Source organism: Microcoleus sp. N9_B4 (assembly GCF_036701635.1).
In the GTDB taxonomy this organism is placed as follows: domain Bacteria; phylum Cyanobacteriota; class Cyanobacteriia; order Cyanobacteriales; family Microcoleaceae; genus Microcoleus.
In genome coordinates this window covers 71,661-88,063 of the sequence record NZ_JAUBRC010000025.1, presented here as the reverse complement: position 1 = coordinate 88,063, position 16,403 = coordinate 71,661, and the positions used below count along the sequence as shown (strand labels likewise).

Genomic DNA, 16,403 nt, shown 5'->3' with positions numbered 1-16,403 from the left:
AAGGTAATTTCTTAACCGCAGATAGAGGCAGATAGACGCGGATTCACGCAGATAATCTCTAATTCATCTGCGTAAATCTGTGTTTATCTGCCTCTATCTGCGGTTGCAAAAAAGGGAATTTGTTAACCGCAGATGAAAATGGATTGACACGGATTGATGCAGATTTAGCTCGCGCTTTCGGTTTTGGTGGTAGGCTGGGAATGTGGGGTGTAGCGGAAGGGCGATCGAGGTTATTTATGGATGCTAAAGAACTTTTAGAAAAATACGCCGCAGGCGAACGAAGCTTTACAAAAGCACAGTTAAGCGGGATAGACCTCAAAGGTGCAGACTTGAGTGGAATAGACCTACGCGGTGCAAATTTGACGGGAGCTGAGTTGAATGAGGCAACTCTGAACAAAGCAAGCCTCTATGGAGCAGACTTCAGTAGAGCATCCCTGGTAGGAACAAACTTAATCGGGGTGGTAGGTAATAGTGTCAACTTCAGTTTTGCAGACCTCAGCGGTGCTGACTTGAGTATGGCAAACCTCAATGGGGCAAATTTGAGTAATACTAAGCTGGACAATGCAAACCTGAGTGATGCCCAATTAAGCTCCGTATCGTTAACTAAAGCCTCCTTGAAGAACGCAAATTTAAATAGAGCAAATCTGAGCGATTCAAATTTGACGATGGCAAACTTGACAGGAGCAGAATTGATTCAAGTGAAATTAGCGGGTGCTAACCTCCAAGGTGTCAATTTTCAGAGAGCCAAACTCCGAGGTGTCAATCTGTCTGCATTTAACTTATCAGGTGTGAATCTAACTGAGGCTGACATTAGTGCAGCAGACCTCACAGGGACAAATTTGAAAAAAGCCTGTCTAGAAAGGACAAATCTAGAAAAATCTAGTCTTAAACAAGCAAATTTGATGTTAGCAAGTTTGGAGGGAGCCAACCTTAAGAAAGCAGACTTGACTGATGTTCAAACCTATGGTTGGAATATTAACAATGCCGACTTCACTGGTGCTATAATGCCCGATGGAGAAATCTACCAGCCTGAAACCTCTGACGGAAAAATCTACCAGCCTGAAACCTCCGAAAAATTATCCAAAAAAGTGACATCTATGACGCGCAAAATTATTCGTACTGACAAAGCACCCGCACCTGTGGGCCCTTATAATCAAGCGATCGCCGCTACGGGCACTATGCTGTTTGTAGCTGGCCAAATTGCGATCGACATTAGACTAAACGATATTGTCTACACCGACGACGTGGCAAAACAAACCGAACAAGTTATGGCAAATCTCGAAGCCATTCTCACAGAAGCCGGCGCTACTTGGTTGGATGTCGTAAAAACTACGGTTTTCCTCAAAGATATGAATGATTTTGCCGCTGTGAATGCGGTTTATGCGAAATATTTTGATGCGGAAACTGCACCGGCGCGCGCTTGTGTGGAAGTTTCGCGGTTGCCGAAAGATGTGTTAGTAGAGATTGACTGTATTGCGGTTATTTAACGTGAGTTAGAGTGCTGACCTGGCACGTCGATCTTTCGACGTGCCAAGTATCTAGAGTCTGACTCCTTAAGCTGCAATAGTCTCACTACTTCTTCAAATTAGCAGGAGGAGTTTCAGGTACAACCCAGTAGTAGACTGTTCTCTCGCCCACTTTTACTACCTGCTCAGGTTTCCAGTCGCCCATATCGAATTCATGGGACACAATGCGCGTACCTGGTTTTAATTCACTGAGTAATTTGGGGCGCAGTTTTACGTTAAGTTCTGGCAGTAGGTAAAGCGTGACAACTGTTGCCTCACTGAAGTCTGTTTGGAATAAATCTTGCTGACGAAACTCGACACGATCGGTCACGCCAGCCTTTTTGGCGTTCTCGTTAGCTTCTCGAATGCGTTCTGGGTTGATGTCAATACCAATGCCCCGCGCGCCAACCTTTTGAGCGGCTGCAATCACAATCCTACCGTCGCCACTACCCAAGTCGTAAACCACGTCATTGGCTTGCACGTTTGCGAGCCGCAGCATTTCATTCACAACCGGTACAGGGGTTGGAACGTAAACGACATCGGGTTGACGGGTGGGAGCTTCTGTTGTGGGGCTAGGAGTCGCTTGAGCCAGATCGGAAACAGAATTAGTTTGGGAGGTGGCAGCCGGAGTTGGAGCCACTGTCTCAAAGTTACGTTGTTCGGTACAACCGATCGCAGCAAAACTGAGAATGCTAACGCCAACAAAGAGTGATTGCCTAATGGTTTTGAGTTGCACGATCGTAAATCTCCAAAAAAAGTTGCTATGTAGTATGACGGGCAAAGGGAATACCCAGTAGAACAACGATGACCCCTACGATCGCGCCGATGCCTGTATAGACCAGACTGGAATAGAGCAAATAGCCACAAATAGCGCAGAACACTATGGGAATGATCGGGTAAAGCGGTACGCTAAACGGGCGAAGTCGATCGGGTTCTCGAATGCGTAAAACAATCAAGGACAGGGTGCTGATCAAAAAGAAAAACCAGAAGATGGGCGCAGTGTAGTCCACCATTGTTTCAAATCCTTTGCGGGTGAAGGTTCCCAGCCCAATCAGCGTCAGGGCGATCGCACCTTGCAATAAATAAGCGGTTGTTGGTGAACTCGGATGCGGGTGCCAGCGTCCCAACCAACGAAACGCAGACATATCCTGCCCCAGAGCAAAGCTGCTGCGTGCCCCCGTAAAGATGCTGGCGTTGATCGACCCCAGCGTGGCGGTCACAACCAGTAAACTCACAAACGCGGCTCCTGGTTCACCCAGCACTCGCCGCAGTAAATCTGATGCAACGGCTTGAGAGTCGGCCATGCCTGCGATACCCAATCCCCGCAGATATGCCAGATTAATCAGCACATAAAGTCCTGTAATGATGCCAATGCTCCAGAGGAACGATCGCACAATATTGCGCTGAGGGTGGTGAATTTCGGCAGAAATGTAAGCGGCTTCATTCCAACCACCATAGGACAGCAGCACGAAGACCAGCGCTAAGCCCCAGGAAGAGGTAGGAGAGGCATCGGAGGGAGGGGGCCCGACGGGAGGAGGGGAGGATGCCAGACCAACTACGATGACCAGCAGTAAGCCTAAAACGAGTATCACCGCTAGCCAGTTCTGGAGGCCTTTACTCTGGCGCAGTCCAATGATGTTCAGCATTGTGAGCAGGACGATCGCGACTGCTGCGTAAATTGCAGGCGAGTAGCCACCTAGTCGAAATAGCTCAGAGGCATAGTCGCCAAACACAAATGCCAGCAGCGCGATCGATCCAGTCTGAATCACGGTCATGCGTGCCCAGGCAAATAAAACTGCGATCGGTTGCCCAAATGCCCGTTTCAGGTAGTAGTAGTTGCCGCCGACATGGGGATATGTCGTTGCCAATTCGGCGTAGCAAAGTGCCCCCAGCAATGACACAACACCGCCCATCAGCCAGACTCCTATGACACCACCAACCGTTCCGGTATTAGCAGCGACCAGAGCAGGGGTTTCAAAAATTCCTGCGCCGATTACTAGCCCGACAATCAAGGCGATCGCATCAATTAGACTAATAGAGGGTTTTGGAGTCCCTGTTTGGGGTTCGTTACGTTCTACCAGTGCAGTGTTCTCTAATCTATTCACAGTTTTAGCTTCTCAACAAGTAGAATTTGTAACGACACCCAGGCGTAAACCAATTTCCGTTTTGCCCAAAAATCCGACGCCCACTCAGAAGAATTAAAATTCCTGCGATATCAGAAATTAAAAAGAGTTGCTGGAAACGTGAACTGTTCATCCTCAAAAATCTATTTAGGAAAGGGTTGACAATCAAGGTCTACTCTTAGCGTCAACAGCAAATGTGACTCAAAGGTGACAATTCCCACATTTTTCCAATTAATTACTCAGAACAGGTTCCCATGCTTCGATTGTTTGCAGATAATCAAACCAGAACGAACCATTGCTTGCAGTTGAGGTAGCATCTACCAAATCCGCGTCACTCCTGAAATCAATACATAAGCGCTTCGATCGCCAATCAGACAACCGCACAGATAATCCATACACGAGACTCAGCCTTTTGCAAGATGACCAAATCTACACGATCTTGCACAATAGCCATCATGTTGTTGAATGGTTAGAAGCACTCGATTGCTAGATCGGGGCTTGGTATTGTCGGCAAATTTTAGGCTCAAAAGTGATTAAATGACGATCGATCGTGTCTACAAGAAAAAGTGATTTGAACAGGTGGATAAGCGGTGTTAGCTGTTTTCTTTGATTCACAAAAATTGATGGCAATTGGAGCGTAGCTCAAAAGTAATTAGTAGGTAAAAAGGCATGAAACGAACAAACATTCTTAAAAGTGGACTAATGTTCAGCATCATGGGTCTAGTTGGCTGCACTTCTCCCCAGGCGCAGGTGCGCGAAACACCGGCTTCTGTTCAAATCAGTAGTGAAACGCAACAGGCACAAACTAATCAAACTGCCCAGCCAGCCAGTTGCAAATTGGTGGAAGACGGGTTTGGTCCGCAGGGGCAGGTGAGTGTACGAGTGGAGGAAGTGGTGACAGGGCTGGATGTTCCCTGGGGGATTGCCTTCTTACCAAACCGCGATCTGCTTGTTTCTGAACGATCGGGACGGGTGCGGCTAGTGCAAAATGGCAAGCTGCGCCCCCAAGCGATCGCCACCATCAATGTCAGCGATCGCGGTGAAGGTGGATTACTGGGCATTGCCGCTCATCCCGATTTTGCCAATAACCGATTCTTTTATGTATATTTCACGGCCAACCAAAATGGCACTCCAGTGAATCGGGTGGATCGCTGGCAGTTGTCCCAAGATGGGGTGAGTGCAACCCGCGATCGCACCATTGTTGACAATATTCCCGTTGCTCAATTCCACAACGGCGGACGCATTCGGTTTGGTCCCGATGGGATGCTTTATATTGGCACCGGAGACGCCAGAGATCCAAACCTTTCTCAGAATGTCAAAAGTCTGGCAGGCAAGATTTTGCGCGTCACCCCTGATGGCCAGGTGCCCGCTGATAATCCCTTCCCCGGAAATCCTGTTTATATCCTGGGGATTCGCAATACTCAAGGGTTTGATTGGGTGAATGTATCGACTCTGTGGGTCAGCGATCATGGCCCCAGTGGCGAGTTAGGGCGATCGGGACACGATAAAGTCAGTGTTGCCAAGGCAGGTGATAATTTGGGCTGGCCCACTATCTACCGTTGTGAATCACAGCAAGGATTGGTAACTCCTGCGATCGTGTGGCGGCAGGCATTACCCCCCGGAGGAGCCACCATCTACACAGGCAATGCGATTCCTGAATGGAAAGGCAACCTCATAGTTGCAGGACTGCGGGCAGAGCAATTGCAGCGAATCGTCATCGATCCTCGATCGGGTCAGGTGCAGCAGCATGAAGTGTATTTGCAGGGGCAGCAGGGACGGCTCAGAGAAGCGATTATGGGCCCCGATGGGGAATTGTATGTGACCACCAGTAATTGTGATGGTCGCGGCAGTTGCCCACCAGAACAGGACAAGATTCTTCGCATTACTCGCTGAGTCAGTTTTTGAACCTGTCACCTTCTGATCACTTTTCGGCTTCAACTTGAAAACAGGTAGAGAATCACGATCGCTCGATCGATTTCTTTACCTGTTGTTTTATGAGTTGAATGGGTAATTCTAATTGGATGACAATCAAAACCGGAATACTCAACAGTTTGCCAGAATGGGCAAGGCCTGTACCTTTCCCGATTAAATCAATCGCTATCAAAGATGCTTGGGGGGCCGTCAAAGCAGCCAAACAGGGATTTAAGAAAGACGGTCAAATTCGCAAATGTAGGTTTCGGAGTAGAAAAATACTAAGCAGTCTATTTATGTGCCAAAATCGCCCATAAAAGATTGTGATGTTTACATTATCATGTTGCAACTGGTAGCAGGCACAACGCTCATTTTGTTGGGAGTTGCTGTTCTCTTTGCCTGGCTTCAAACTCGAATTGAGCCTATCGATCTTAGAGAAGACACAATTTCTAGTCCTTCTCATCGCAGGCACTAAATCCATGCTTGCGATCGGCGGCAGTCGCTCTATTTCCCACTCGCCAATGGTGCAGCAATTTTTCGATCGACCGCTTAGTTATTAAGTCGGTAGCTGATCAATTTGCGGACATTTTCAACCGGCATTGCTAATTCTTGGGCGATCGCTGCTTCGGCCTGACTGGTTTGGGTTACTGGAAACTCGTATTCCAGCTTCTTTAAAGTTGAGTCACTGGTGTTGACAAAAATAGTGGTAACGCCCAGGCTGCGATCGATTTCTGCATTTATGCTCAAGATTGTTACTGGTAATCTCCGATTTAACTGTCTATCTGCCGGGAGTTTGTTGACAGAGTTATAAGGACGGCTTAGAGTTTGAGCCGCGATGAAGTTACCTGTAGTCCAGAATAAGACTGCTACCAAAGGCAGAGGTAACCAGAATTCCCAGGCAACGCGGTGTAGAAGTGGTAGGAAGCGAGGTAAAGCCATTGAAATGTTGGATTTTAGATTTAGATTGCTCGAAATAATCTGGAGAAACTACCAACATTTTAGTGAGCTGCAGATTGGCATAAATCTTACCTGTGATGGAGGCTTTTCCTAAATTTCTTCTCTACCATACATACAATTTGCTGAACAATGGTTAGACGGATGCGAATTCTCCTGGTAGAAGACGATGTAGATCAACTGGAGCCACTTCAAGCAGCTCTCTCTGAGGCAGGACATATTGTGGATGGTGTAGAAGATGGGGCGACGGCCCAGTGGATTTTATCGAAGCGGGACTACGATCTGTTGATCCTGGATTGGTTATTACCTGAAGTCAGTGGCTTAAGCTTATGCCAGCAATACCGCCGTCTGGGAAAAACGGCCCCAGTGTTGCTGTTGACCGCCAAAGATGCGATTGTTGACAAAATTAGCGGTTTAGACGCTGGAGCAGATGATTATCTCATCAAACCTGCCGATGTGTTTGAACTGTTGGCACGGGTGCGGGCATTGGGACGACGATCGCCGCTTTGGAAAGGGGATACTTTACAGGTTGAAGATCTGACTCTACATCTATCAACGCTGACTATGGAACGGAGGGAGCAAAGTCTGCATTTATCGACTCGCGAATTTCTATTTCTAGAGTATCTGATGCGCCATCCTCGTCAGGTACTCTCCCGCAGCCAAATTGAACAAGCCTTGTGGGAGTGGGGCAGCGAACCGGAGAGTAATGCGATTACTGTCCTGGTGCGTCGTCTGCGGCAGCGATTGCAGATGATAGGTGCTGTCAGTTGGCTAGAAACCGTATATGGTATGGGATATCGCTTGAATCCAGATGTTTAATCGCAGCCGCCGCAATCTTGCCCACTGGTTTACGCTCTCGATGGGGGCTATTCTCATCATTTTTGCAGGGATCATTTACTACCAGCGCTCGGTTAACAGCTTAGAACAGATCGATCGACTACTCTACAAAAAAGCCAGAGTCATGGCTGCCAATATTGAGTATGGTTTGCGGCAGGGAAAAGAACACATCGATCTGAGTAACGTTCCGATTCTTGGTAATTATTCTCCCCCGTCTGACAGTGAAGTTGTTTACGCCCGGTGGTATTCAGCGACTGGACAACTGCAACAGTTTTATGGGGCGCAGCCCTCGGATCGGATTCAGGCGATCGCGGCGTTTCAAACCATTCAATCTCCCCCCGAGTGGCTGCGACAATTAACCCTTCCGGTTCACCAGAAAGGACGGACGATTGGCTACCTCCAGATTGCCATCCCATTGACGGATGCTCAGGAAACACTGAGAGAGTTACTGATTGTGATGGTAGTAACACTGCCCTTGACTCTGGGCGCGATTAGTCTAGTAGGTTGGTTTTTAGGCGGTTTGGCAATGCAACCCATTCAAAATGCCTATGCCCAAATGCAAAGATTTACATCTGATGCTTCCCACGAACTAAGGGCACCGCTTGCCACAATACTCAGCAATGCCCAGGTTGGCTTACTCAGCCCAGTCGATGCCGGCAAGCCTAAGCACTCTCGATTGGAAAAGATTGCTGAAACGGCTAAGTCGATGAATCGGTTGGTGACTGATCTCTTGTTTTTAGCACGACAGGCAGGACAGTTAGACCCAAACTCGCTTCAATCGATTCACTTAAATGACCTGTTGAAAAATACGATCGCCACTTCATCAATACAGGGTGTTGCCCAGCATTTAAGCCTTCATTTAGAACTGCCTGAAGAGAGAGTTATGATCAAAGGCAATTCTGATTTATTAAAACAAGCTATCACTAATCTACTCACCAATGCCTGCAAATATACCTTACCTGAAGGAACAGTGTGGCTGCGGTTATTGAATCAATCTCATCGCATTTTAATTCAAATAGAAGATAGGGGAATCGGCATTCCAGAGGCAGATTTGCCACACATTTTTGATCGATTTTACCGAGTTGATGAGGAACGAACACGGAAGAAAGGCGGCTCTGGATTGGGATTGGCGATCGCCCAGCAAATTGTGGAAGCTCACGGCGGACACCTAACGGTAAGTAGCGAGGTTGGGAAAGGTTCTTTGTTTCAAATAGAACTGCCCCTGTCATAGAAGATATCCTGCGGCTATAACGGGGACATCCAAGATTGTCACTCTTGAATCACAGTTGCGATCGATTGTGTAGTTGCGGTTTCAGCCGCAGAGGGTAAAGTGCGCGACTGTATTAACTTCCACAGCCGATCGCACTCTTGTCGATCTGTCGCTGTCGCGCACCTACTCCCAAATCCATCTGAAACAATCAGATTTAATCTCAATTAGCAATTAGCAATTACTAATCACCAGTTACCAATTAGCAATTAGCAATTACTCTATAAGTAATTACCAATTACCAACCGTAAACTATTTATTCAGCGCTTCGCGGGCGGCTACCGCTTCGTCGGGATGAATATTCAAGCGGGTCAAATTAATTCGACCTTTGTTGTCAATTTCTCGCACTTTGACAATCACTTCATCGTTCACAGCTAACTCGTCTTCCACTTTACCAACGCGGTAGTCCGCTAACTGGGAAATGTGAATCATTCCTTCTTTTCCGGGCAAAATTTCCACAAAAGCGCCGATCGGAATAATTCGAGTTACGCGGCCGACATACACGTCTCCTGCATTCAACTTGCGCGTCATGCCTTGGACAATGTTGTAAGCCCTTTGAGCTTTTTCGCTGTCGTTGCCAGCAATTGTCACGGTTCCGTCGTCTTCGATGTCAATTTTGACACCGGTTTCTTCGGTGATGGCTTTGATCGTTTTGCCACCTGGTCCAATTACCAAACCGATAAATTCTGGATCGATTTTCAGGGTTAGCAAACGTGGTGCAAACGGCGACATTTCCTTGCGGGGAGTGTCGATGGTTGCCAGCATTCTTTCTAAAATGTGCAGTCTGGCCGGTTTGGCTTGGCGGATGGCGGTGGCAATCACATCTAAGGGCAAACCTTTGATTTTCATGTCCATCTGCAAAGCAGTAATCCCGGTGTCGGTACCGGCTACTTTGAAGTCCATGTCGCCTAAAAAGTCTTCAATTGCCTGAATGTCAGTCAAAATTCGGACTTCATCGCCTTCTTTAATTAAGCCCATTGCCGCGCCGCTGACGGGTTGGGAAAGGGGAACGCCTGCATCCATTAATGCTAGCGTTGAGGCGCAAACTGAACCCATTGAGGTCGAACCGTCGGAAGAAAGGATTTCTGAAACTACGCGAATCACGTAGGGGAAATCTTCTTTGGATGGCAAAACGGGCAGCAAAGCGCGTTCTGCGAGGGCTCCGTGACCGATTTCTCGGCGTCCGGGCGATCGCATCGGCTTGGTTTCTCCTACCGAAAACGGCGGGAAATTGTAGTGGTGGAGGTAGCGTTTGTCTTGCTGCGGGTGCAAGTCGTCTCCTAAGTCTTGGGCGTCGCCTGGGGTTCCCAGGGTAGCTGCGGACAACACTTGAGTCAAGCCCCGATTAAACAACGCACAGCCGTGTACTCGCGACGGCAGGACGCCTACGCGACAAGAAACGGGTCGCACCTCGTCTAGCTTGCGGCCGTCTACACGGACGCCATCTTCGAGGATCTGCTTCCGCATCATTTTTTTGGTAACGTCTTTGAAAACGTTGCCGATCGCCTTGGTGTTGGCGGTGGCGGCTAGTTTTACCGGATCGTCTTCGGCAAGTTCGGCGATCGCAGATTCGACTTCATTTGCCTTAACTTCGTCCAAAGCTGCATTCCGTATTGTTTTGTCTTTTTCAAATCTTGACAAAATGATGCGGATGGGTTCTTGGGCGCGATCGCGAATAAAGTTTTCCAGGGCGGAGTCTAGGGAGGGCCGTTCCTCTACCACCAAATCGATGCCCAATTCCGCCATAATTTCGCGCTGGGCTTGAATCAAGTCACAGGCTGCTTCATAGCCGAAGTCGATCGCCTCGATGATATCCTGTTCCGGCAATTGGTTAGCGCTGGCTTCCACCATGATTACTCCATCAGGAGAACCGGCTACCACGAGATCCAACTCGCCTTCTTTGATTTCGCTGTAGGTGGGGTTGATGATGAAATCGTCCCCTACCAAACCGACTCGCACTGCCGCCATCGGCCCATAAAACGGCATCTTCGCCAGCAGTATCGCCACCGAAGCCCCCGTCACAGCCAAAACGTCCGGTGGCACTTGTTCGTCCATCGAAACAGTTGTGGCTACAACTTGGATGTCATCTCGCAGCCAGCTTGGAAATAGCGGACGCAGCGGTCGATCGATCAAACGGCCTGTCAAAGTCACTTTTTCTGGGGGACGCCCTTCCCTGCGTAAAAATCCACCGGGAATTTTACCGCCAGCGTAGAGTCTCTCTTCGTAATCCACCAACAGGGGCAGGAAATCAATTCCTTCTCTCCCCTGCGATCGAGTCGCTGTCACCAAAACCGCCGTGTCACCCGACTGAATCAAAACTGCACCGCCTGCTTGAGGCGCTAGTAAACCAATCTTCAGTCTAATATCCCGTCCATCGAAGGATATTGACTTGTCTATCTCTACCATGTAGCACTGCTTCCTTATCTACCACATTCTTTCTCTGTCGGGATCGTAACATTACCACAGGATGTTTGAGAGTCCGACGCCAAAAGACAGGGATAATCGCCTCGCGATCGACTGTCTGCGTCTCGCTTGTAAGCATTTATACTCGAAAATTATTTTTTGCTGTCTGGGGTCGATGCTTCGGTCGATCGTCCGCTAAACGCCTGAAATAGATGGTACTATGAATTTTCGTTTGGGAATTGGGACGTTGAAGGAAGAAGGAAGAAGGAAGAAGGAAGAAGGAAGAAGGAAGAAGGAAGAAGGAAGAGGGAAGAGGGAAGAGGGATTTAGTTATCTAGGTCAGGGAATAAGCGGTAAGGTGTGCCATAAGTACCTAAATATATAGCAGTTCTCAATCTTGGTGAGGTATGCCCTATGCCCTATGCCCTATGCCCTATGCCCGCTTATCAAGCGTGCACCTCATGTTACTGAGAAAGGCTATACCGGTTCTACCTAATTCCTATCTGGCTCAAAATTTCCTCGGTTTGTTTTAAATAAAATTTTCACAAATCCCATATAAATGCTGTAGTCAACCTCGCACTTAAATACAAATATCAGGGTAAAAAATATGGCAATTTTACACGGCAGTTGGCTTATAGATAATGAAAAAAATTGCTTATTTATTTGGGGAGAAACTTGGCGAAAAATTGGTGCAATTGAAACCAGGGAATCGGGGATAAATTTACCGCATCCCTTAGCAATGACCGAAGCTGAATTTAAGACTTTTCTAAATTCCTTGCAACAGTCGGGAAAACTGGATTGGCAATTACCGGAAACCGCAGAAACCCCACCGGAAAAAAGCAAAAAAACTCGGCGATCGACCAAAACTCCCAAGGAAGAAATTAGCGAACCCAACTCCTCAATTCAAAAGGAAATTCGGGCGATCGCACTTCCCACCCACATCTCAGAATCGAACGCAACTCTGATGCCACAGCACTCAGCAGCAGCACTTGATGAACCCGCTAAAACCGAGGATATTTACCTTTATCCCTGGCAAGTCGAGGGTTTTTGTCTCAACCCTCAAGCCGCTTTTGTTTTCTTGCAATCACTACCGCTTAACAGCACGGAACCGGACTCTTTTGTCGGCTCAGATTTGCGTTTTTGGTCTCATATTGCTAGGTGGAGTTTGGATTTGTTGGCAAGATGCAAGTTTTTGCCTGGATTGGAGAAACAGTCCGACGGTTCTGCTATTGCCAAATGGCAACCGTTGTTAGATAGTTCTACAGATACACTCCGCCTCGCCACTTTTGTCAAGCAAATGCCGACGGCTTGCCGAACATATCAATCGAAGGAAGAAGGAAGAAGGAAGAAGGAAGAAGGAAGAGGGAAGAAGGAAGAGGGAAGAGGGGAAAAAGAAGAAGGAAGAGGGGAAAAAGAAGAAGAATCCAGTCAATTGCCTTTAGCGGTGGATTTGCCGATGGGGGCGGAGGAATTGGTATTAGGCTTTTTGAGTAGTATTGTAGATAGTCAAGTGCGATCTGCTGGTAGCTCTACTTTAGACATCAAAGCAGTTTCTCCTGTGCGCGACTGGCTGCAAGCTTTGCAGCAGGAATCTGGGAGAGTTCAAGTAGAAAAAGCAGCATTAGAAAACTTGGCAACCAAGCTGAGTGCTTGGACTGCACCGCTGCAAAACCAATTATCTCAACAAAGTCAATTTCGCACTTGCTTTCAACTCATACCACCAGCGCCCGGTAAAGCCAACTGGAATTTAAATTATTGCTTGCAAGCAGCAGATGAAACCGAATTTTTGGTAGACGCGACAACTGTTTGGAACAACTCTGTCGAGCGTTTGGCTTACGCGGGGCGGACAATAGAATTGCCTCAAGAAACTTTGCTCAGCGGCTTGGGTTTAGCCTCGAAACTTTATCCGTTAATTGAACCGAGTTTGCAAGCACAGCGGCCTCAATCTTGCCAATTAAATCCGCTGCAAGCTTACGAGTTTATTAAGTCTGTAGCTTGGCGGTTTGCTGATAGTGGGTTGGGCGTAGTTTTGCCGCCGAGTTTGACAAAGGCGGATGGTTGGGCGAGTCGTTTGGGTTTGAGCATTCAAGCGGAAACAACCCCCCCCAACCCCCCCTTAGTAAGGGGGGGCGCTGGAGAAACTAACCCCCCCTTAGTAAGGGGGGGCAAGGGGGGGTTGGGATTGCAAAGTCTGCTAAATTTTAAGTGGGAATTGACGATCGGCGGACAGCGCATTTCTAAGGCAGAGTTTGACAGATTGATCGCGTTGAATTCGCCTTTGGTGGAAATTAACGGTGAGTGGGTGGAGTTGCGCGCGCCGGATGTGAGGGCTGCTCAAACTTTTTTTGCTAGTCGCAAAGAGCAAATGACTCTTTCTTTGGAGGATGCTTTGCGTTTAGCGTCGGGCGATTCTCAGATGATTGAGAAATTGCCTGTGGTGAATTTTGAGGCTACGGGTCAACTTCAGGAATTGTTGAATACTTTGAGCGATAATCAAGCGGTAAGTGCGATCGCAACTCCAGCTAGTTTCCGAGGACAATTGCGGCCTTATCAAGCCCTAGGAGCAGGCTGGTTAGCATTCTTAGAACGCTGGGGTTTGGGTGCTTGTCTCGCGGACGATATGGGATTGGGCAAGTGCATTATACCACATTCTTTGCTTTTTGTCAATGGCTTTTTACAAAAAGCTGAAAAAATATGGGAAGCTTATGCCGGAAAAACAGAATTCGACGGTGAGGGGTTTTGGTCTGAACCTAACGAGCAATTACTGGTAAATTCCATAAATCAGGAAACAGGCAAAATTGTACAGGCGACTGTTCGACGGCTTTACCGTCAGCAAGTGCAAGAAAAGTTGCGAACCATCAAACTACAAGATGGTAGCAGCATCACAATTACCCGCCGCCACAAATTGTTAGGACGCGATGGCTGGACAAATGAGTTCAAGGTTGGAGATTATGTTTGCGTTCCTGCTAAATTGTATTGGGAAGGAAAGCCGGAAGATCCCGATTTGGTCAAGTTTCTGGCTTGGCAGATTGCTGAGGGATATGAGCAGCGCGATCGGGCAATCCTCACAATAACGCAGAAAGATGTGGCAGTTCTTGAAGAATTGCGTTTCACACTTCACCGTTTAAGCAAAAAGTATGGGATAGAAATAAATAATCCTGCTGTTCGTACTCCCGGTAAGCAAAGAGCAGCATATTTAGCTGTGTGTAGTCGATCGTACCAAAGCTTTCTTGAGACTAAAGGCTACGAGTGGGGAAAGCTGTCAGCCGAGAAAAGCTTCCCGCAATTTATCATGCAAGCCAATCTTGACAGCATACGGCTTTTCCTCAAAAACTACTTTGATGCTGAAGGTTCTGTCTTCCTTAACACGCGAAATATCGAAATTAGCACCGCTTCGCCTTTAATCATCCAACAACTTTCTACACTGCTGCGGCGCTTTGGAATTTGGCTGCGAATCGCCACCAGACAGAAATGCGCCACCAATGGCAGCGGGATTTTTCGCACCTATTATATTGGCACTTTCGGCGGTAACTCAGCGCGCATATTTTTGCAGGAAATTGGCTTCGGTTCTCCCGAAAAACAGCGTAAATTAGAGCAGATTTGCGAATCGGCTTGCAACACCAATGTTGAGGGAATTCCTGCTTCCGATATCGTCGCTCGTGCAGTAGAAATTACAAAATTACCATTGCGCCATTTTGGAATGCACAACCCCGTTTACATCAACGGTTCTCAGGAGTTTTCCCACAGGAGTCTGGCAAGGGTAGTCGCTGGGATGGAAAATATTTTAAATGGGTCTGCCGAACAAGAATACCGTCAGCTAAAGCCTTCAAAGTGGACGAATCAGACTCTAGAAGCTTATGCAAATTTAGACACACAACAGCTAGATACAATCAGAGAAAGCTTACAACTTTTTCTAGACCAAGAAGTTTTTTATTCTCGGATAGAGGAAATTGAGGATTTTGAGTACAGCGGGTGGGTTTATGATTTTGAGGTGAGCAAGTATCACAATTTTGTTGCCAATAATATCTTGTGCCACAATACTATTCAGCTAATTACTTTTCTCCTGCATTTACAAGAACAAAATTCTCTAGAAGCGCCAACATTACTGGTTTGTCCGACATCGGTATTGGGCAACTGGGAACGCGAAGTCAAGAAATTTGGCCCGACGCTGAAAGTATTAGTTCACCACGGAGACAAACGCGCTAAAGGCAAAGCATTTGCGGCTGAAATTAAACGAAAGGATTTAATAATTACCAGTTATGCGCTAGTGTTCCGTGATGCTAAGGAAATTCAAGGCATTAAGTGGCAAGGATTGGTTTTAGATGAAGCGCAAAATATTAAAAATTCCGAGGCGAAGCAGTCGCAAGCCGTGCGGCAAATCGAGGCATCTTTTAGAATTGCGCTGACGGGAACTCCGGTGGAAAATAGACTGCAAGAATTGTGGTCAATTTTGGAGTTTCTCAATCCTGGTTATTTGGGGCCGCGCAATTTCTTTCAGCGCCGATTTGCAATTCCGATCGAGAAATACGGAGATAGGGAATCTTTGCAGACTTTGCGATCGCTCGTTCGGCCTTTCATCCTCCGCCGCCTGAAAACTGACAAAGAAATCATCCAAGATTTGCCCGAAAAACAGGAGATGACTGTATTTTGCGGGCTGGCGACTCAACAGGCGGTATTATATCAGAAAATAGTCGAAGAGTCAATAGCTGAATTAGACTCAGCAGAAGGCATTCAGCGCCGGGGAATGATTCTGGCTTTGCTGGTAAAACTCAAGCAACTTTGCAACCATCCGGCTCTTGTGAAAGCAGAAGCTAAGCCGAAAGAATTGGAGATTAAGAGCCAGGAATCGGGGAAATTGCAGCGGTTGGTGGAAATGTTAGAAGAGGTGATCGCTGAGGGCGATCGGGCTTTAATTTTTACTCAATTTGCCGAATGGGGAAAACTCCTGAAACCGCATCTAGAAAAGCATTTACGGCGAGAAGTTTTGTTTTTGTACGGCGGAATTAGGCAACAGCAGCGGGAAGAAATGATCGATCGCTTCCAGCACGATCCCCAAGGCCCGCCGATTATGATTTTATCCTTAAAAGCTGGTGGTACTGGTTTGAACTTAACCAGAGCAACCCACGTTTTCCACTATGACAGATGGTGGAATCCCGCAGTAGAAAATCAAGCAACTGACCGCGTATTTCGCATCGGTCAAACCCGCAATGTGCAAGTTCACAAATTTGTCTGCACTGGTACGTTAGAGGAGAAAATACACGATATGATCGAAAGTAAGAAAGCTCTAGCGGAACAAGTGGTCAGCGCCGGCGAAAACTGGCTCACCGAGCTAGATACAGACCAACTTCGCAATTTACTAATTCTCGATCGCAATGCTATTATAGAAAACGAAGAAGAATAATG

General features: G+C 47.4%; 11 protein-coding genes. 6 read left to right on the top strand and 5 right to left on the bottom strand.

Annotation, left to right across the window (positions count from 1 at the left end; all coding sequences use genetic code 11):
- Positions 1 to 119 precede the first annotated feature (119 nt).
- Positions 120 to 1,487, top strand: a complete 1,368-nt coding sequence (locus tag QUA43_RS17895) for a Rid family detoxifying hydrolase (protein WP_333375648.1) — start codon at positions 120 to 122, stop codon at positions 1,485 to 1,487.
- A gap of 85 nt (positions 1,488 to 1,572) precedes the next feature.
- Here QUA43_RS17895 and QUA43_RS17890 read toward each other — a convergent pair whose 3' ends face one another.
- Both QUA43_RS17890 and QUA43_RS17885 read right to left on the bottom strand, forming a co-directional pair.
- Positions 1,573 to 2,241, bottom strand: coding sequence for a class I SAM-dependent methyltransferase (locus QUA43_RS17890; protein ID WP_333375647.1), 669 nt, complete (start codon positions 2,239 to 2,241; stop codon positions 1,573 to 1,575).
- A 25-nt stretch (positions 2,242 to 2,266) separates the two neighbouring features.
- Positions 2,267 to 3,610 carry an amino acid permease gene (locus QUA43_RS17885; protein WP_333375645.1) on the bottom strand — a complete coding sequence of 448 codons (1,344 nt, stop codon included), beginning with the start codon at positions 3,608 to 3,610 and terminating at the stop codon, positions 2,267 to 2,269.
- A gap of 687 nt (positions 3,611 to 4,297) precedes the next feature.
- On the opposite strand from QUA43_RS17885, the gene QUA43_RS17880 reads away from it, so the two are divergent.
- Entirely contained in the window at positions 4,298 to 5,521 is a 1,224-nt protein-coding gene (locus QUA43_RS17880) for a PQQ-dependent sugar dehydrogenase (RefSeq protein WP_333375644.1), read from the top strand.
- Positions 5,522 to 5,585: 64 nt separating this feature from the next.
- On the opposite strand, the gene QUA43_RS17875 is transcribed toward QUA43_RS17880, so the two are convergent.
- Entirely contained in the window at positions 5,586 to 5,762 is a 177-nt protein-coding gene (locus tag QUA43_RS17875) for a hypothetical protein (protein ID WP_333375643.1), read from the bottom strand.
- A 326-nt stretch (positions 5,763 to 6,088) separates the two neighbouring features.
- Positions 6,089 to 6,478 carry a hypothetical protein gene (locus QUA43_RS17870; RefSeq protein ID WP_333375641.1) on the bottom strand — a complete coding sequence of 130 codons (390 nt, stop codon included), beginning with the start codon at positions 6,476 to 6,478 and terminating at the stop codon, positions 6,089 to 6,091.
- Between the two features lie 159 nt (positions 6,479 to 6,637).
- On the opposite strand from QUA43_RS17870, the gene rppA reads away from it, so the two are divergent.
- The gene (gene rppA / locus QUA43_RS17865; protein ID WP_333375639.1) at positions 6,638 to 7,312 is read left to right on the top strand and encodes a two-component system response regulator RppA; all 675 of its coding nucleotides are present in this window, start codon (positions 6,638 to 6,640) and stop codon (positions 7,310 to 7,312) included.
- Complete coding sequence (locus tag QUA43_RS17860) at positions 7,305 to 8,561, top strand: HAMP domain-containing sensor histidine kinase (RefSeq protein WP_333375638.1); 1,257 nt, start codon at positions 7,305 to 7,307, stop codon at positions 8,559 to 8,561. Before rppA ends, QUA43_RS17860 begins: the two co-directional genes overlap by 8 nt.
- A 288-nt stretch (positions 8,562 to 8,849) precedes the next feature.
- Here QUA43_RS17860 and QUA43_RS17855 read toward each other — a convergent pair whose 3' ends face one another.
- Complete coding sequence (locus tag QUA43_RS17855) at positions 8,850 to 11,003, bottom strand: polyribonucleotide nucleotidyltransferase (RefSeq protein WP_333375637.1); 2,154 nt, start codon at positions 11,001 to 11,003, stop codon at positions 8,850 to 8,852.
- 217 nt (positions 11,004 to 11,220) lie between these two features.
- Between QUA43_RS17855 and QUA43_RS17850 the strand changes: the two genes are divergently transcribed.
- The gene (locus tag QUA43_RS17850) at positions 11,221 to 11,385 is read left to right on the top strand and encodes a hypothetical protein (RefSeq protein ID WP_333375635.1); all 165 of its coding nucleotides are present in this window, start codon (positions 11,221 to 11,223) and stop codon (positions 11,383 to 11,385) included.
- A 222-nt stretch (positions 11,386 to 11,607) separates the two neighbouring features.
- Positions 11,608 to 16,401, top strand: coding sequence for an SNF2-related protein (locus QUA43_RS17845; RefSeq protein ID WP_333375633.1), 4,794 nt, complete (start codon positions 11,608 to 11,610; stop codon positions 16,399 to 16,401).
- Positions 16,402 to 16,403 lie beyond the last annotated feature (2 nt).